Origin of the sequence: Okeania sp. SIO2C9 (genome assembly GCF_010672455.1) — a bacterium.
In the GTDB taxonomy this organism is placed as follows: domain Bacteria; phylum Cyanobacteriota; class Cyanobacteriia; order Cyanobacteriales; family Microcoleaceae; genus Okeania.
The window spans coordinates 1-17,953 of sequence record NZ_JAAHGO010000117.1 but is presented as its reverse complement, the minus strand read 5'-3'; the positions used below and the strand labels follow the sequence as shown (position 1 = coordinate 17,953).

Here is a 17,953-nt window from a genome sequence, read left to right as displayed (position 1 = left end):
AGATGGGGAGAAGGGGAGATGGGGAGATGGGGAGATGGGGAGATGGGGAGATGGGGAGATGGGGAGATGGGGAGATGGGGAGATGGGGAGTGAGAGAAATATTTGGTAATGGTTGAAGATGGAACATTTTTTACCGAAAAATTGTGGGTATGCGCCTCCCCTTTTAAGGGGATAATAAAAAAAATTTTCATGAATTTGTCAATCCTCTTCTTTTCATGGAGAGGTAATTATTCATTATTCATTATTCATTATTCATTGTTGAACTACGAAGTGAACAACCACAAGGAATTAGTCACTATCAACAAAAGTTAGATCGTATTGTCGCCGAACAAATTTCTTTAGGACTGTACAACCTCAAACTTAGAGAAAAATTAAAAAACGACAGTATTCGTGATTCCCTAACAGGTTTATTTAATCGAAGCTATTTAGATGAATCTCTCAAGCAAGAAATTATCAAAGCGAAACGTTATCAACAGCCCTTAAGTCTGATCATGTTATATCATGTCCGAAGGCAATCGTTTGTGTAAAAGTTGGCGTGGATATTTGCAGGAAATTTAAGTTTTTTTCTTGCCTGTTGCCTGTTGCCTGTTGCCTGTTGCCTGTTGCCTATTTACTATACAAGACCGATGCTACCGGACATGATATTAGATGTCGATCACTTTAAACAGTTTAACGATACTTATGGTCACGATGTAGGAGATATTGTTCTCCAAAAAGTAGCGCAATTTTTACAGAAACAAGTTAGAAAATATGATATTGTTTGTCGTTACGGTGGAGAATAAATGACTTTGTTCTTAACTAATACTCCTCTAGAAATTGCTCAAAAAAGAGCAGAAATGATTTGTTCGGGAGTGAGTAAATTATCATTACAAAATCAAGGAGTAAATTTGCCATATATTACTGTTTCTCTAGGATTGGCTTGTTTTCCTCTACATGCAACTACAGGGGAACAGATTATTCAACGGGCTGATGAAGCTTTGTATCAGGCAAAGAAAACAGGACGTAACCGAGTTGTTTTTTATCAATTCAAACAGTAAATAAAAATTTGATTTGATGATTTTTTTTAAATTAAGAAATATTAAAAAAAACTGAATTAAGCATAAAGAAATCAGTCATATATAAAAATGTAGGGTCATAACAGAAATAAGCAACTTTATTTAGTGAACTACGAGCAAATTAAGCCCAATGAAAATAGGTCATTTCAGCGAACAGTTAGCTTCCTACGGAGGAACTAAACTAACAGTTATCAGTCAAATTATTGTAGCAGTTAATTCATTATTATTTGTAACAATTGCTCAGGAATTATATAGCGGGTTGTTTGATCAAATCAAGCAGTTGAAAATAGAAAATCCTAGCTGTCTGGAGTGTGATATCAAAATAGCTGAGTGGAAAAAGAAGGAATAATTCATAATACTTTAGCTAGAATTTGACAGGCGATCGCTAGTGGCAGTAAAAATTTACAGCACTTTTTAGGAAGCATGAGGTACACTTTTAAGGCTAATCTTTTTTTCCCTAGTCCCTACTCCCTATTCCCTACTCCCTACTCCCTACTCCCTACTCCCTAAAGTCCTAAAATTTTGTACCCCATCAACTCCAAAACTGCTGTAACTATAAAATTTGTTGGCACTAGCGAGCAATTCTCCTATACCAAATATTTCATGAATTTGCATTTGGATATCTGTTAAAAACAGACTCCTTTAATGATTTAAGATGTTCTAATTTGTGTTCTAATTCAAATATAAGATTATCACTTTTTTCATTATTACAACGCCAACAAATTGCTTCTAAGTTATCATAATCAAACATTTTTTCTGGGAAACGTGCTTTATTCAATTTGTGGTCAATGGTAACGTAATGTTTGTGATAGTAAGATGAACCCGCTTGATTTATGTATGGTTTCCCATCAACTGTTTTGTACTCATAACCTCGTTTTTTAGCTTCTTCTTTGGACTGAGTAGAATATTGTCTACCATGCACCATTTTTTTTCCACAATAGGGACATGGTTTGAAGCTTTTATGAGTTCGATATTTATATGGACTGATAAAATCTCCTTTTGGGTCTTTGATACAGGGTTCTCTTTGAGCTGCATCCCAAATATCTTGGATTTCAGAAGCGTCATATAGTGTATCAAGTCGTACTTTGCTCATTGTATCTATACTCCATTGCTGTTTCGTATGTGGCAAACCGTTTTTTAGTTTTGTTAAATATATCTGTTGCTTTCTGCAAAAGTTGGTCCATTTTGTCAACTTGCTGGTCTAAAACTTCTTCAATATGTTCTGCTTCACGGAGCGATCGATCGATGGCGTTAATCAGATCCCCTTTGTTAAGTTTATGGTCGAACATAGTGACAACATTGTTATTCACTATATTGACAAAAGACATCAGTATGTCCCATGATTTTTGAACTCTATCCCATCCTCGATTGAAAAATCCTTGTGTTCGAGCTTCCTTTTGTTGTGCAACTGTCAGAGTTTTGAACTTATCTGTATTTCTTTGTTGCCATTGCCGGTAATTTAAACCTTGAACTATTTTCATTGAAACTACCTTTTTTAAACTACTTTTTTATCAAAATAATATTCAATTTTCTGCCATACATCCATACCGTAGTGCTTGATAATATATTTCTTGGTCATATTTTGTTGGTGTCTTAATACATCAAGCTTAGTATTAACTTCTTTTTTGAGTTGATGACCTCCCAACAAAGCTTCCTCTGCAATTTGTTGATGTTCTTCCATAGCATCTTTTATATCTTCTACATCATTTTCATAGTCAGTCTTATGCACTAAGTCTTTTTCTTTTAATAATTCAGCACGTTCTTTACCTACTTTAGATAGTGCATTTTTCAACCATCGACCTATTTGTAAAAGCTCAGAATTTTCCGGATTTAAAAATTGCTGTAGTTGACTCTCCGCTCTATCTGCTCTTTCTTTTTCTGCATTAGCTTTCGTTTCTGCCATCTTTGCCTTTTTATTTGCTTTACCTGTATTTTGACTTAACATATATCTGTTGTAAGTATTGGCAGGTTTGACAATTTGCAAAGGACGTAGGTTTTCATACACTTCCAAGATGTCGTCATCTGTCAGTTTTAAATCCAGGTACTCTTGTCTTATACCTGAATTTTTGGCGATTATACGAATCTTATCTTTTCTTTCTTTTTTACTTAATGTCATTGTTTTTTACTATTATAATTATTGCATCATATCATGTCCACTTGGATACTTATACTTTGGTGGAAGAGTTTCTTCCAATTGTGACTTTATTCTATACAAGCTCCGATGCTACCGGAAATGATATAAAGCTATTAACTCTTAGAACACATTTTAACTATACTAAAAACTTATTAAGTTACCAGGAAGAAAATACTAAAACTTTTGCTTTAAAGAAGCAGAATCATAAATTTATAGATTATAGTTTCAAGGTTGATTTTTAACTTCCTCAAATTAGGCGAGCAAATCTGGTAAATTTACTTTCTTACTATTTCAGGACTTACGCAAACCACTAAATATAGCGGGGGTTAACGACCGTAAAACCATACAAATGCTGTATAATTTTATCTTTTGCGTAAGTCCTATATTTGTTTTGTAGTATCTGAAAAATAATATTTGTCTAAGTTTTTTTCATTGAAAATAACTTCCAAGCGGATTTACTAATTCTGTTATTGAATTCTCTCTAGCTGCATTAATGATTTCAATATTTAATCTCCCCCACTCCCAATTATACAATAACTATTCAACCGGATATGATATTACTGTCCTTGCAATGCAGGAGTAGATTTTTTTTCCCACTCAAAGGCAGTATATTTCCCACCTAAAGCTTCCACTATTGTTCGAGTATTAGACACTAACATTTTAACGTAACTATCTCCCTCACTTCCTGGAGCGCCAATAGAATCAGAATATAACTCTCTTGGCGCTAATTTTACTCCTGCTTCCTGAGCTACAGTTGCGATCAACTGAGGATTAATTGTTGTCTCAGCAAAAATTGCAGGTACTCCAGTTTTCTTAATTTCCTCTGCCAAATTTTTCACTGTCTTTGCACTGGGTTGCTCTTCAGTACTCATCCCAATTAAAGTTCCAGTCATCTCTAAACCATAAGCTCTGACATAATATTCAAAAGCATCATGGGTTGTCACCAATCGGCGCTTACTTTCTGGAATAGTTACTATTTGTTCGCTAATCCAAGTATCAACTGCCAGTAACTCTTCAGTTAATCTCGCTGCATTCTCCGTAAACAACTCTCGATCTTCCGGCGACAACTTAATCAAAGCATCCCGAATCCCATTTACCATCAAAATCCCATTTTTCGCATCACCCCAAACATGGGGGTCTGGCACTAAGGAGCCCTTATCTGGATTTTGCAATGGTGTCACCTTTTCCCCCACGGCCAATTTTTGGGCTTTTATACCAGCAGCATTCATCAGTTTAATTAAACCAGGTTCCAAATTGTAGCCATTGTAAACAATTAAGTCCGCTTCCTCAAAAGCCACACTATCAGCAGGCACAGGTTCATAAATATGGGGGTCATCTCCGGGTTCCATAATTCCCTGATGCTCAATTTCATCCTCGCCTATTTTTTCTGTCATATCGGCAATGATGGTATTAGTGGAAACTACTTTAGGTTTTTTTTCATTACCGTCTGAAAATGGGGCGGCACAGCTACTTATCCATAATCCCAATAAAATTCCTAATGCTGGCCACAACTTTTGTGAGAAACCTTGAGTAGAAATACTGCTTAATTTCATTTTAATTTTAATTGACAACTTTTCATATTCCTTTCATAATGTATATCATATTGTTTTCATATTTTTGATGTGGCAGAAGGAAGAAGGAAAAAGGAAGAAGGAAAAAGGAAAAGTATTACTTTGTCTGAGTTTTAAACTTTTGAACTGTCCGTGCCCTTTGCTTCGACTGCTATATTCCAGAACAGATTTTTGATCACACCTTTATTTAAGGTTCTTGTCGAGGGAATATGCCTCCTTCTTGAGTTATAGAAAGAGCAATAGCTAGGGAGTATTTCCAGGAATCTAAAGGGATAATTTATAGGAATCTAAATTAATGAATCCGGCCAAAATTACAGTCAGTCATTTAAGAGTCCATTATCGTACCGTTGAAGCGTTACGAGACATTACTCTACAGGTACAAGCAGGAAAATTAACTGGTATTATTGGACCAAATGGTGCAGGTAAAAGTACCCTCTTGAAGGGAATGTTAGGGTTAATTCCCGTAAGTGAGGGTTCTATTATCTATAATGACAAACCTCTTTCAGAGCAGTTAAAAGTAATTGCTTATGTACCTCAGCGGTCGCAAATTGATTGGACTTATCCGGCCACTGTTTGGGATGTGGTGATGATGGGGCGGGTAGCAAAAACAGGTTGGTTTCGTCGTTTTTCTACGGTGAGTCGGCAGATAGGGATGGAGGCGTTGGCCAGAGTGGGGATGAATGGTTATCGCGATCGCCCCATTGGTCAACTTTCTGGCGGTCAGCAGCAACGGGTATTTTTAGCAAGGTCATTAGCTCAAGAAGCTGATGTTTTTTGTTTTGATGAACCGTTTGTTGGGGTTGACCAGAAAACGGAAAATATTATTTTTGGGATTTTTCACGAATTAGTAAATGCTGGAAAAATTGTCATAGTTGTTAATCATGATTTAGGGGAATCTATTACTAATTTTGATGATTTGATTCTGTTAAATAAAGAGTTAATTGCTGTTGGCGCTCGGCAGGTTGTATTGCAGGAAGAAAATTTATATCGCGCTTATGGAGGTAAAGTTGTTTTCTTTTCCGAACCTCTAGCGAAAATTGCTTAATTAGGGTTTGCTGAAAAAGTCTTTTAGTAGGGGTAGGAGACAGGAGACAGGAAGCAGGAAACAGCAGACAGGAGAAATGGGAATTATAGAGAAGGTAGTCGGAAAAATTGTAAGAGTGATTTTTCTGCTATAATCGTCCCAAAATACTAGCTTTATGCAGCTCTTTGAGCTGAAAAGCTGGCACTTTTTTAGACAAAAAAATGCTAAAACCTTTATCTGTCAATGCTTTAATATTTAATCAGCAAGCCCTAATTATTCTAGAGTTTTTTAGTAGGATTTAGGTTTGAGACCAAGGGTGATCAATGTTTTTTACAAATGGTAGAAGTAAGGAAGAAGGAAGAAAGATTGAATAAAAAAAGGTGATTTCAGTTGGCTTCATCAGGTCGGAACTGCGCACTTCAGCTATCAGTAAAAATCATATATATATAACTATCTAAAATTAATTGTATAAGCTGATTTTTTAAGTCTCTTTAAATGAGATGCACCTTTTTGTAGTATTCTTTTTTTTAATTGATATATTCAACAATTAATAATTAATAATTAATAATTACCTCTCCATGAATTGAAGAGGATTGACTAAAAGGAAAATTTTTCTTCACAGGAGTCGATTGGATATGGCTCCGAGACCTCGCCATCCCACCCAACGGGGAAGCTGCGAAGATCGACCGCTTATTATCCCCTATCCAAGGGGAGGCTTTAAACCACAATTTCTCGGTAATCTTATTTCAATTGTGAACAGGGAATACCAGAGCTGGGAATGAGAAATACCGAAGCAATAAAATTCAGGATTTACGCACGCATACGAAATGATAGACTACTCGTAGGGGGTAATGGTCATTAACCCCTATAAATGTTGGTTATGCGTAATTCCTGAAATTATTAAAATTGAAAATATAGCGCTATGCATTAAGGTTAGGACATTTATCTAAATGTTAGCAGAAGACCCGCGCTCTCCTGCAAGGGAGCGTCGGGATGAATGCCAATCAATGTTGTGGTTTCACATACAATATGTTAAGGTATAAAAAATTTTTAGTAAGTTGTAGATGGTTGAAAAAGCGTACCAATTTAGATTTTACCCTACTCCAGAACAGGAAAATTTGTTGCGGAGAACATTGGGGTGTGTTCGACTGATCTACAACAAAGCTTTAGCTGCTAGAACTCAAGCTTGGTATGAAAATAAAGAGCGAGTAGGGTATAAGCAAACTTCTGCGATGCTGACTCATTGGAAAAAGCAGGAAGATTTAGATTTTCTCACAGAAGTAAGCAGTGTACCATTGCAGCAAGGCTTGAGACATCTACAAACAGCTTTTACCAACTTCTTTAGTGGACGTGCCAAATATCCCAACTTTAAGAAAAAGCGTAATGGCGGTAGTGCAGAATTTACAAAGTCTGCATTCAGGTGGAAAGATCGTCAAGTCTATCTAGCTAAATGTGCAGAACCATTACCTATAAGATGGAGTAGGCAACTACCCCAAAACTGTGTACCAAGTACAATTACCGTAAAACTTGACCCCTCCGGGAGATGGTCAGTGTCTCTGAGAGTCAATGACCCTAGAGATTTAAAGCTCGACCCAGCAACCAAACAAGTTGGCATTGATTTAGGAATTACCAGTTTAGTTACTACTAGTGATGGAGAAAAAATTGCTAACCCTAAGAATATAAACAAATTACACAAAAAACTGAGGTTAGCTCAGAAGTCTCTATCTAGAAAAACCAAGGGGTCTCATAATTATCAAAAGGCTAGGCTTAAAGTAGCTAGGATACACGCAAAAATTAAAGATTCAAGACTAGACTATACCCATAAGCTGACTACTCAACTAATCAAAGAAAATCAAACTATTGTAGTTGAAGATTTAGCGGTAAAAAATATGGTCAAGAAGCGGTGCGACCCCGCGACGACGCCAGTCGCAAGGGAACGCGCACCAAGAGATCACAAATTAGCAAGAGCAATTAGTGATGCCAACTGGTCCGAATTAGTCAGGCAATTAGAGTATAAGGCTGATTGGTATGGCCGAGAGTTAATCAAAATTGATAGATATTTCCCTAGTTCTAAGCGTTGTTCTAATTGTGGTCATGTAGTGGAGAAATTACCTCTAAATATTAGAGAGTGGGATTGTCCTGAATGTGCAGCTCACCATGACCGCGACATAAACGCTTCGATCAATATTTTGGCTGCGGGAGGAGCAGTGTCAGTCTGTGGAGCGACTGTAAGACCTTATGAGAGTAAATCTCAGAGGGCGGGTGCATTGAAACAGAAAGTCTCTAACAGTGATGCTAGGGAATCCCGCGCTGTCACGCAAGTGCAGCGTCGGGAGGATGTCAAAAATCCTGTTTCCTGACTAATTCCGCAGGAAAAATCCTTTGATAGTCTGCTGTTCCCTATTCCCTATTTCTTATTCCCTAGCGCGTAGCGCTATAAAATTGAATGTTAATCAATATTGATCGAACTCATGCACAACTATTAGAAGGTTTACATATTTGGTTACGCCTGGGTTTAATTTCTGAGGATGAAGTTAGAAAACTATGCCAAAAATATCTAAGTTATCCACTGCCACAACCACAACTTATCGAAACTCAACCTACATTACCAACTAATATTCAAACAACTCAAAAAGAAACAGATTCACCCCCTACTACCTCTAATACTTCCACCAAAAAATCTTCTAATTTAATCGCTCAATTATTACAGTCATTGATGGCAGAAATCAGCCTCCGATGGCTACTTTTTTTAGGTTTATTTATGGTGGTAGTATCTTCTGGATTACTTGCTGCTAGTCAGTGGGATAAATTTCCACCCACCGGACAATATTTAGTACTTTTAGCATATACATTATGCTTTTGGGGAGCGACATTTTGGACTAGAAAAATAGGAGGTTTGCGGTTAACTTCTGAGACGTTATGATTGGTGGCATTACTGTTAGTACCTGTAAATTTTTGGGCAATAGATGGTTTAGGTTTGTGGGGAAATATGAGGGAATGGTTAATAGTAGCGATCGCTTTTCTCTTATAGCATTTATCCATGAAGTTGCACTTAATATAAAGATGAGAATAGTCAGTTTAATCAGGTCTGAGCAATAATTATTAAGCGCATTGTTACAGAGAAATGGTATTACTCAGCAGTATGATTATTTACTTTGTTGAAGAAGGAAGAAGGAAGAATAAAGAAGGCATCCCCCCTTGCCCCAGAAGGGGGGAGGAAAAAGTGGATAGGGACTCAAACTCCAACCAATTATCAACACCCTGTAGACGGCGGCGTATTAAATCCAAAAGAAAAAGATAAAAAGTTCAATAATTATGTCTCTACAAATTGGATTTCAATTACTTCGCTGAACTTATTAAGTCTGAGTTATTTACATTATGGTTGGAGATTTTCAGGATTTCCAATTTTGGCAATTTATTTAGGAGTTATTGGTACAGCGATCGCTACTATTTATCAGAAGCAAATTCCATCGAGTACAAAAATCAGAGAAGTTGAAAATCAAACTACTACTGGGGAGCCATTAACAGGAATTGCGATAGTAATTTATGCTTTAGGAATTTTGTTAGTTCGAGCAATTTTCGTTGCCAATGTAGATATTACAAAATTAGGATTAGCTTTGGGAATCAGTGGATGGATTTTATTAAAGAATGATCGGATTCAAAGAACATTATTTGTACAAAATCGAATTGGGATTAGTTTACTGTTAATGGGGTGGTTAGTTTCTGTAGTGACTCAACCTTGGCAGGCATTCATCATTAGTATTATTGGTTTATTCTTATTAGCAGAAAATCTACAAAAGTCTTGGCGAGGTATTGATATATCTGCAATTTTTCTGATTGGTTTACAAACAACTTGGTTAGGATGGCGATTAATTCCAGTTCCAACTAGACAAACGTTAATTACTACAACAACTCAAATTTTAAACGCCCAAAATTCACCTGAATCATTGCTCAGTTTAGCTTGGTTTCCCTACTTAATATTGATGGTCTGGGCGACAGATTGGATTTATCGCCGTCAACAAATTAACCTAGCTAAGTTTAGCGAGAAAATTTGCTTAGGTTTTGGAATATTTTTAAATATATTATCTTGGCAAAATCCTCTAGTTATATTTCTCAATTTCTTAGCCTCAACTATTACTCTTACTATTTTTACCGAATAATTAATAATTATTAATAATTAATAATTAAATAATTCGCGCCTTGAAGCCTCCCCTTGGATAGGGGAAAAAAGCGGTCGTTAGTGCAGCTTCCCGAAGGGTGGGATGGCGAGGTCTCGGAGCCATATCCAATCGACCAAGAAGAGAAATAATATCTCCTGATATTCAATTCCGTAACGGTTTTAACCAGAGGTAATTATCCATTATCCATTATCCATTATCCATTAATGAACTCTCGTCGTCAGCCTATCAAAGCTAGTTTTGTTTATCTAACTCATATAACTGGTTTGTTATCAATATTTTCTGGGATTAATTATTTCTTGCCTGGTGTAAGTTTAGAAATATGGGCAATAATTTGCCCAGTAATTACGGTGGCTGAATGGGGAATATTTAGTTTGCAGAAAAAAATAACAGCAGAAGCAAGAATAGTTACACCCACATCCTCTATTTCATTATTAAATTGTTTCTGTTTAAGTTCTTGGCATCTTGGTTTAGTTTTAGGGGTTATTAGTTATATTTTATGGTTGAGTAAGTTAGAAATTTTTCCATCTGATTTTTGCATGGTGATGAATTGCCAATTATCAGCAAAATGGAGAATTATTTGGTCTATTACCCCTCTAACTTTAACAATTATTGCTAGTAAAGAAGAAAGAAGGAAGAAAGAAGAAGGAAGAAGCGGTGCGACCCCGCGTCGGCGACAGACGCAAGGGAATGCGCACCAAGAGAGGAAGGAGCGAAGTTGGAAAAAGTGGATGGAAACTCAAACCCTTGAAGAAGGAAGAAAGAAGAAGGAAGAAGCGGTGCGACCCCGCGTCGGCGACAGACGCAAGGGAATGCGCACCAAGAGAGGAAGGAGCGAAGTTGGAAAAAGTGGATGGGGACTAAAACTCCAAGCAATTGTAAACACAGCGGGTGACGGCGGGGTATTAAACCCAAAAGAAAAAAATCAAATAATATCTTTCAGAAAAAGAGCAAGTGTCTTAAGTGTAGCTGCTGTAATTATGGTACAAATTTTAACTTTATGGCAGCCATAAACTCGATTAATTGGTTTGGGTTTAGGCACAGCTTTAATGTTGATTAATACTAAATATTTACTAACTCAAACAGCCGCAAATATTACCGAAAAATTGTGGTTTAAAGCCTCCCCTTTTAAGGGGATAATAAAGAAAAATTTTCATTATTAGTCAATCCTCTCCTTGAAAATAAGAGGTAATTATTCATTATTCATTATTCATTATTAATTGTTGAAAGTAGGCTTTGTCTTAATTTTCGTAAGTTTTTGTCTGGGTAAAGGTGTTTTAGGTTTATCTCCTGTTTCTGAAGCGGGATGGTTATTAACTATTAGTATATTTTTAGTAACTTTATGGTTTTTGTACTCTCGAATAATTAGATTACCAGGGCAATTATTTAATATTTATACTCACAAGCAATAGATGGTTGGGCAATTACTCTCTGTAGTTTAGAATTAATCTTCCTCACAATCTACTCTTTCGGTATTTATTGGCAAACTGTTAATCTCTCAATAATAGTAATTACTTCTACTATTTTGATATTATTTGCCATTGGCTATCGAGGCTCAATTAAACAAACAGTAGAAAATTCATCAATTACATTTAGTCTCCATAATTTTGTTCAGTCTAGCGCCACAGTTTATAGTTTTGGTTGGGCTTTAGAATTACTAATAGTTGAAATTTTAGGCTTTGTAGATAAATCAACAATAAATTTAGCGATTGTGCTCCGCACCGCTATCGCGATCGCTAATATTGAATTAGGATTATCGACTCAAATTTTAGGAGATTGGTTACAAAGAAAATTAGGTATTAATAATTTGCAAAAATTCTGGCAAGTTATGCCATTAATTTATGGTATTTTAGGTGCTTTATTCCGTATAGGTACTTTTGAAAATTGGACTGGCTTAACTTCCTTAGCTCTATCATTCATATTGATTGCAATAGGTAGGATAAAAACCACATTAAAACCAATATTGTACTTAGGTATTCTCGGAATATCCTGTGCTGCTTCCGAACTACTTTTATATCAAACTTATTCCCTATCATTTACTCAAAAAAATCTATATTTTTTTTTGATAAATAGTATTATATAGGCGGATTATATATGAAAAAAAATCAAAACAATATGTTTGTGTATAAATAATTTATAAATAGATATTTACTTATTAATTATTAATTTTTGAAGGATTGCTGTATCACTTTTGATTTTACTAATGGGCTGATTCTAATGTACTTATATATACAGCATTTAATCTAGAATTAAAGTGTCGATTATTTGTCAAAATTATTACAGGAGATATTTTGATCTTAAGGATAAAGATTATGAAAACTATCAAGGTGGAACTTATTATCCTCTAGTGCCGCTACGCGGAAGTTAAAAGCGAGTGCTAATTGGCAAGGTTTCCTGCGGTATAAAGTGCGGAAATAGTTCCGCACACAGCCCCTTCAGAATGTAAAACGCATATCTGACAGTCAATCATTTTTGATTTGTAATTTTTTAGAATTTTGTAACTGGTCAGTTATTTCCGCCATCCTGCACTAGAGGCAGCAGATCATTCGAGTGTTACTAGGCATTAGAAAATAGGGAATAGGCAAATAGCTCCCAGGACAATCTATATTTAACCCATAAGTTACTGATAAATTTTATAAATTTTAATGTCCCACTTAACCATCCAGGTTCAACCACCCCTAAAATTTATTCCACCCAACTTTAAGCCGCTGGTACGAACAGGTACAAAGCTAATGTTACCTTGGTGGCTGAAGTACCAAATATCTGTCGCCGACGTACAAGTAGATAACCTAGAAACCCTAGCGCAACTATATCAAAACTTCCATCAAGGGAAAAACCGTTTTCTAATGGCATTTCGTCATCCTAATGCCAACGACCCTTACTGCCTGGGATATATGATCTGGTATCTATTGCCCAAATTTGCTAAACAACAAGGAATTACCCTTCCATCTCTTCTCCACTATCATTTTATCTTTGACCGAGGTATTCCTTTATGGGCAGGTAATTTTGTAGGTAAATGGTATTCATATTTGGGAGGAAGTTCAATTCACCGAGGAAAAATAGACCGTCAGGGACTCAAATCAGCTCGTGAATTATTTGCTAATGGCAGTTTACCTATGATGGCTGCTCCAGAAGGAAGTACTAATGGCCATAATGAAAGAGTTAGTCCCTTAGAGCCTGGTATTGCCCAGATGGGATTTTGGTGTGTTGAAGATATATATAAAGCCACTCGTTCTGAAGAAGTTTTAATCGTGCCAGTAGGTATTCAATACAAGTACTTGGGCGAACCATGGGAAAATGTAGAGAAACTTTTAACTAAGCTGGAAAAAGATAGTGGTTTGTTTTCAAGTTCAGAAAATCTTCCCAATCAGCAAAAACTAGCACCTTCTGCACTATACCAACGACTTTTGAGATTAGGAGGTCATTTATTAGAAAAAATGGAAGAATTTTATAGAAAATTTTACCACCGAGACTTACCCAAATCAACTCAAGAAAGTTCTTCCCAACAATCTTTAACAGATGATCAAATTAATGAAACGATCGTCACTCGCCTCAATGCTCTTCTCAATGTTGCTTTGGAAGTGGCAGAAGAATATTTTCAAATTCAGGCCAACGGTAATTTTATAGATCGTTGTCGTCGTTTAGAACAAGCAGGCTGGGATTTTATATATAGAGAAGATATTGAAAATTTGGCGACTCTTTCTCCTGTAGACAGAGGTCTTGCAGACCGACTTGCACAAGAGGCTAGTCTACGAATGTGGCACATGAGATTAGTCGAAAGTTTTGTTGCGGTTAGTGGCAAATATATTACCGAAAAACCGACAATAGAAAGGTTTGCTGATACAACTCTACTAATATGGGATATGATTAATCGTATTAAGGGTGGTAATCCTCTCAAGCGTCCCATACTAGGAAAACAAAAAGTATATATGACAGTAGGACAACCAATTTCTGTTTCCCAGCGTTGGGAGAGTTACAAAGCTAAACGTCGTACAGCCATATCAGAGCTGACTCAAGATTTGCAAAAGGCACTGGAAGAAACGATTAAATGATCGGTACCTGTGCAAAAAATTAATTTAACATTTGATTAGTAGGGAATAGAGAATAAAATATACTTGTATACTTTAGTAGTATTTGTGACATACTCCCACGCTAAGCCCAAAGGTATAGCGTGGGCTTCTCGCTTCATAGTCCTGCCATTGCGTGGGACAAGCGCGAGCAAAAAGGACGGGATGCCCCGCCGCCCTTTTTGCAAATAAAAAAGCTGCTCACCTAGCCCCGCAACGCCGATTTTACATTCCCAACGGATTACTAGGATGGATGGGTATTAACCCCTAATCTTATTTGATTTTCATGGTTCATCACGCTGCGGTTGTTAACTCAAACCAGCTTGAGTCTATCATAACATAAAATTTGTAAATTAATGGGACATCGAGTCCCATTAATTTACCGTCGATTCATCTGACACCAAATTTTCAATTATGGTGTGAGGCTTCTCGACGCTCTAGCTAAAAAGAATTTTGCCTACTTATTTAACCTGACTATAAAATATAAAATTAATTCGGTTTAACTACTGAAACAGAGATAAAAAGTTAAAAATCATAGCAATAGATAGGTAGAACGCAGACATAGACTGATAACGATCCGAATCAGGGGAAATGTTTTTTCCACTGTTCCCTGTTCCCTACTGTAAAATTATGAATATATAGACTAAAAGCTTGAACTGAAAATAAATTTAGAAAATTATTTCACATACCAAGTATTGAATTATTTGTGAAATAATTTGAATGCATTAATGCCACTAATACAACTTGACAATAACTATCTCCCACTTAATTTTTTGTAATGACTAAAAAATCTATTACTAAATCCTCTAATTTAATTAAAAATAAGCTACTAAGTCTTTTGAGCCAAGAAATGTTAACTCCGTTAACTTCTGTGATGGGGATGGCAAGTGTTCTCAACCAAGAAATTTATGGTTCTCTAACTGATAAACAGAGAGAATATGTAGAAGTTATTAATGAAAGAAGTCGATATTTACAATCACTAGTTGAAGAAATTATTACCTTAACAAAACTAGATGAGTCTAGTCAAAATTCAGAAAAAACTTCTGTTGATGTGAAAAATATCTGTCAGCAAATAGTAAGAGACCTAGAACCAGAAATAGTTCATCAGCAGATAAAAGTTCAGTTATTAGCTGGGTCTAGCGACCGGGTTTGTTTTTTTGATAAAATAGCTTTAGAACAAACATTATACAACTTAATTTATAGTGTAATTAAATCTACAGGTTCAGGGAGTGGAGTAAAAATTCATTTGTCTGAAAAGCAAGAAGAATTTAATATTGCACTGTGGGTTTCTCATCCTATTCTTGGAGATAATCTTCCTCATGCTCAACTATATTCCCACAAGTTATCAGAGATTGAACAGCAGGATAATCAATCTAGCTTCATGCTAAATAGATTACAACTAACATTTGAAGAACTAACAAAAATAGTTTTTGACAAAATGTCAACACAAGAAGAAAATGTTGCAGCTGACCCTACCCGCGATCTATTAGCATTATTATTAAGCTGTCAGTTAGCTGAACAAAATGGTGGCTCTTTCTGGGTTCAAGGTTCTACAGAATTAGGCTATCGATATATTTTAACTCTGCCACTTTATTAAGTAGGGAACTTTCAATAATTAATAATTAATTATTAATAATTAATAATTAATAATTACCTCTCCTTGAAAAGAAGAGGATTGAAGCTTACGGAAAATTTTTCCTTTTTTCTCCTTTAAATAGGGCTTGTAAATAGGGCTTGCTGATTAAATCTAAAAGCATTGACATATAAAGAAAAGTGCCTTTTTGAAGCCTTTAAAAAGTACCTTGTATCACGTCTAAAACGCTCAAAAAGGAGCGTATTTTAGGCTCATAGTTGGGCAGAACAATCTTGGGATAATTCTTACTCCTACTTCCTCGTTCATTGCCATTTCTCCTGTATTCCCCTCCCCTCCTGGGAGGGGTTAGGGGTGGGTTGTCTCCTACCCCTACTAAAAGACTAGTGAAGCGCAAACCCTAAATAAAGGAGAGGCTTTAAACCTTAATTATTCCGTAAAAGAGTTTTCGGTGTGGAAAAACTCCGCAAACAGGATTGAAAAATGTCTTAACCAATTTTTGTAGTGCTATATTTTTCTACAAAATAATTTTCTTTACTTGCTTATACTATTTGTAAAATTATTTATCCAATTGATAATAATATGAACTCAGTTTGGCAGAAGTTAACATTAACTAATCTTTCTTTTTCTAACTCTCCATGGCTAAATGCTAGCTACCTCTATGGTTTAATTAATGGTTCTCTCCATAACTGGCGACGAGGTAGTTGGTTAATGCAATGGGGAGAAGCTCTGGGTTTTGTCTTGCTGGCAATTGTATTTACTCTAGCTCCTTTTGTAAATACTGCTCTGATTGGTTTATTATTACTTGCCGGTGCTGGGTTTTGGGTATTGCTTGCCGTCTCAGATAATACTCAGGAATATTTAACTCCCATTCATCTACTGATATTCATTTATTGGGGTATTGCCACATTAGCAATGGCAACTTCGCCAGCAAGAACAGCTGCTTTTAGTGGATGGGTAAAGTTAACTCTTTATCTATTGCTATTTTTTTTAGGAGCAATGGTATTACGATCGCCTAAACTCCGCTCTTGGTTAATTAGTATCTACTTATTAGTTTCTTTAGTAGTCAGTTTCTACGGTATTCGCCAATGGATAGACAAAGTTGAACCCCTTGCTACCTGGAACGACCCTACTTCTGCTCAAGCTGGTATTACTCGCGTATATAGTTATTTGGGAAATCCTAATTTATTAGGTGGATATTTACTACCTGCTATTGCTTTGAGCTTTGTCGCAATTTTTGCCTGGCGTAGTTGGCCACAAAAGTTGCTGGCAGTAACAATGTTGCTAGTGAATTGTGCTTGTTTGCGTTATACAGGTAGTAGAGGCAGTTGGATTGGGTTTATAGCTTTGATGTTTGCTCTGTTAGTTTTAATGTGGTATTGGTGGAGCATCTATATGCCCAGTTTTTGGCAAACTTGGTCGCTGCCAATAGCTGTGGGAAGTTTGGCAGGGTTATTAATTCTGGCAGTGGTGTTACTAGAGCCTTTGCGCAGTCGCGTTTTGAGTATTTTTGCAGGTCGCCAAGATAGTAGTAATAATTTTCGGATGAATGTCTGGATGTCTGTGTTTGATATGATTCGCGATCGCCCGGTTTTGGGTATTGGACCGGGGAATGATGTGTTTAACAAAATTTATCCTCTTTATCAGCGACCCCGTTACAGTGCTTTGAGTGCTTATTCGGTACCTTTAGAAATTATTGTGGAAACTGGTTTTATTGGTTTTACTGCTTTTTTGTGGTTGCTGTTGGTGATATTCAATCAAGGTGTATTAAATTTAAGACGTTTGCGAGATGCAGGCGATCGTCAAGGATATTGGTTAATTGGGGCAATGGTGGCAATGGTAGGACTGATGGGTCATGGTTTGGTGGATACGGTTTGGTATCGTCCTCAAATTAATACGCTTTGGTGGTTGATGGTAGCTATTATTGCTAGTTATTACGGTGAGAAAGGAGGGAGTAGGGAGTAGGGACGTTGGATAAGGGCGTCCGTACAGAGTAGGGGGAAAGAATTGATAATTTCTCTGGGATAATTGATTTTATTTTTTATTATTGGAGATGTCTATTAGTTAGGACTTACGCAGTACAAGGTATTTTCGTCATTGCCACCGACAGGGTTTGCGGAGCATTCCGGGACGGAAAGCAATCTCAAATCTTAATTTTTCGTACCTCATGCGTAAGTCCTATTAGTAACAGGACTTACGCAAGGAAACTATATATAGTGTCAAGCCTTAATTCTCTTTCTAGATTTGGGAGCTAAACTCCTTTTCCCTTTGCTTAGGTGTAAACTAAAAAATTATCATTTACTGAAAAATTTTTAGCAAGTATATTATAGATT

15 protein-coding genes and 1 pseudogene are annotated in these 17,953 nt (G+C 36.3%); 12 read left to right on the top strand and 4 right to left on the bottom strand.

The annotated features are described in order from the left end of the window. The first annotated feature begins 233 nt into the window (after positions 1–233). The 3 genes and pseudogenes from F6K23_RS42525 (at position 234) to F6K23_RS37510 (ending at position 1,404) form a co-directional block, all read left to right on the top strand. Entirely contained in the window at positions 234–527 is a 294-nt protein-coding gene (locus F6K23_RS42525; RefSeq protein ID WP_367267931.1) for a GGDEF domain-containing protein, read from the top strand. 99 nt (positions 528–626) lie between these two features. Further along, a pseudogene (locus F6K23_RS37515) lies at positions 627–1,037 on the top strand (GGDEF domain-containing protein). Positions 1,038–1,185: 148 nt separating this feature from the next. Further along, positions 1,186–1,404 carry a hypothetical protein gene (locus tag F6K23_RS37510; RefSeq protein ID WP_293165856.1) on the top strand — a complete coding sequence of 73 codons (219 nt, stop codon included), beginning with the start codon at positions 1,186–1,188 and terminating at the stop codon, positions 1,402–1,404. Between the two features lie 252 nt (positions 1,405–1,656). On the opposite strand, the gene F6K23_RS37505 is transcribed toward F6K23_RS37510, so the two are convergent. The 4 genes from F6K23_RS37505 to F6K23_RS37490 all read right to left on the bottom strand — a co-directional run bounded on the left by F6K23_RS37505 (position 1,657) and on the right by F6K23_RS37490 (position 4,742). Then, entirely contained in the window at positions 1,657–2,148 is a 492-nt protein-coding gene (locus tag F6K23_RS37505) for an HNH endonuclease (protein WP_293165854.1), read from the bottom strand. Next, positions 2,129–2,536 carry a hypothetical protein gene (locus tag F6K23_RS37500; RefSeq protein ID WP_293165852.1) on the bottom strand — a complete coding sequence of 136 codons (408 nt, stop codon included), beginning with the start codon at positions 2,534–2,536 and terminating at the stop codon, positions 2,129–2,131. Before F6K23_RS37500 ends, F6K23_RS37505 begins: the two co-directional genes overlap by 20 nt. Before the next feature lie 14 nt (positions 2,537–2,550). Beyond that, positions 2,551–3,171 carry a hypothetical protein gene (locus F6K23_RS37495; protein ID WP_293165850.1) on the bottom strand — a complete coding sequence of 207 codons (621 nt, stop codon included), beginning with the start codon at positions 3,169–3,171 and terminating at the stop codon, positions 2,551–2,553. Positions 3,172–3,746: 575 nt separating this feature from the next. Further along, on the bottom strand, positions 3,747–4,742 hold the full coding sequence (locus F6K23_RS37490) for a metal ABC transporter solute-binding protein, Zn/Mn family (protein ID WP_293165848.1): 996 nt from the start codon (positions 4,740–4,742) through the stop codon (positions 3,747–3,749). A 313-nt stretch (positions 4,743–5,055) separates the two neighbouring features. Between F6K23_RS37490 and F6K23_RS37485 the strand changes: the two genes are divergently transcribed. The 9 genes from F6K23_RS37485 (at position 5,056) to F6K23_RS37445 (ending at position 17,585) form a co-directional block, all read left to right on the top strand. Then, on the top strand, positions 5,056–5,805 hold the full coding sequence (locus tag F6K23_RS37485; protein WP_293165846.1) for a metal ABC transporter ATP-binding protein: 750 nt from the start codon (positions 5,056–5,058) through the stop codon (positions 5,803–5,805). A gap of 1,043 nt (positions 5,806–6,848) precedes the next feature. Then, positions 6,849–8,144: an RNA-guided endonuclease TnpB family protein gene (locus tag F6K23_RS37480; RefSeq protein ID WP_293165844.1), complete on the top strand. Its 1,296-nt coding sequence runs from the start codon at positions 6,849–6,851 to the stop codon at positions 8,142–8,144. An 86-nt stretch (positions 8,145–8,230) separates the two neighbouring features. Beyond that, positions 8,231–8,707, top strand: a complete 477-nt coding sequence (locus tag F6K23_RS37475; protein ID WP_293165842.1) for a hypothetical protein — start codon at positions 8,231–8,233, stop codon at positions 8,705–8,707. Positions 8,708–8,942: 235 nt separating this feature from the next. Continuing rightward, positions 8,943–9,944, top strand: a complete 1,002-nt coding sequence (locus F6K23_RS37470; protein ID WP_293165840.1) for a hypothetical protein — start codon at positions 8,943–8,945, stop codon at positions 9,942–9,944. A gap of 224 nt (positions 9,945–10,168) precedes the next feature. Then, positions 10,169–10,975 (top strand): hypothetical protein, encoded by an 807-nt coding sequence (locus F6K23_RS37465; protein ID WP_293165838.1) that lies wholly within the window; start codon positions 10,169–10,171, stop codon positions 10,973–10,975. 512 nt (positions 10,976–11,487) lie between these two features. After that, complete coding sequence (locus F6K23_RS37460) at positions 11,488–12,045, top strand: hypothetical protein (protein WP_293165836.1); 558 nt, start codon at positions 11,488–11,490, stop codon at positions 12,043–12,045. 562 nt (positions 12,046–12,607) lie between these two features. Then, entirely contained in the window at positions 12,608–14,014 is a 1,407-nt protein-coding gene (locus F6K23_RS37455; RefSeq protein ID WP_293165834.1) for a 1-acyl-sn-glycerol-3-phosphate acyltransferase, read from the top strand. Between the two features lie 793 nt (positions 14,015–14,807). Further along, entirely contained in the window at positions 14,808–15,626 is an 819-nt protein-coding gene (locus F6K23_RS37450) for a sensor histidine kinase KdpD (RefSeq protein ID WP_293165832.1), read from the top strand. Between the two features lie 576 nt (positions 15,627–16,202). Then, the gene (locus tag F6K23_RS37445) at positions 16,203–17,585 is read left to right on the top strand and encodes an IctB family putative bicarbonate transporter (protein ID WP_293165830.1); all 1,383 of its coding nucleotides are present in this window, start codon (positions 16,203–16,205) and stop codon (positions 17,583–17,585) included. The last annotated feature ends 368 nt before the right edge of the window (positions 17,586–17,953 follow it).

Bases quoted from the DNA above. Each gene is read 5' to 3' on its own strand.
- F6K23_RS37510 (WP_293165856.1), top strand. From the start codon at position 1,186: ATGAAAATAGGTCATTTCAGCGAACAGTTAGCTTCCTACGGAGGAACT.
- F6K23_RS37505 (WP_293165854.1), bottom strand. From the start codon at position 2,148: ATGAGCAAAGTACGACTTGATACACTATATGACGCTTCTGAAATCCAA.
- F6K23_RS37500 (WP_293165852.1), bottom strand. From the start codon at position 2,536: ATGAAAATAGTTCAAGGTTTAAATTACCGGCAATGGCAACAAAGAAAT.
- F6K23_RS37495 (WP_293165850.1), bottom strand. From the start codon at position 3,171: ATGACATTAAGTAAAAAAGAAAGAAAAGATAAGATTCGTATAATCGCC.
- F6K23_RS37490 (WP_293165848.1), bottom strand. From the start codon at position 4,742: ATGAAATTAAGCAGTATTTCTACTCAAGGTTTCTCACAAAAGTTGTGG.
- F6K23_RS37485 (WP_293165846.1), top strand. From the start codon at position 5,056: ATGAATCCGGCCAAAATTACAGTCAGTCATTTAAGAGTCCATTATCGT.
- F6K23_RS37480 (WP_293165844.1), top strand. From the start codon at position 6,849: ATGGTTGAAAAAGCGTACCAATTTAGATTTTACCCTACTCCAGAACAG.
- F6K23_RS37475 (WP_293165842.1), top strand. From the start codon at position 8,231: ATGTTAATCAATATTGATCGAACTCATGCACAACTATTAGAAGGTTTA.
- F6K23_RS37465 (WP_293165838.1), top strand. From the start codon at position 10,169: ATGAACTCTCGTCGTCAGCCTATCAAAGCTAGTTTTGTTTATCTAACT.
- F6K23_RS37455 (WP_293165834.1), top strand. From the start codon at position 12,608: ATGTCCCACTTAACCATCCAGGTTCAACCACCCCTAAAATTTATTCCA.
- F6K23_RS37450 (WP_293165832.1), top strand. From the start codon at position 14,808: ATGACTAAAAAATCTATTACTAAATCCTCTAATTTAATTAAAAATAAG.
- F6K23_RS37445 (WP_293165830.1), top strand. From the start codon at position 16,203: ATGAACTCAGTTTGGCAGAAGTTAACATTAACTAATCTTTCTTTTTCT.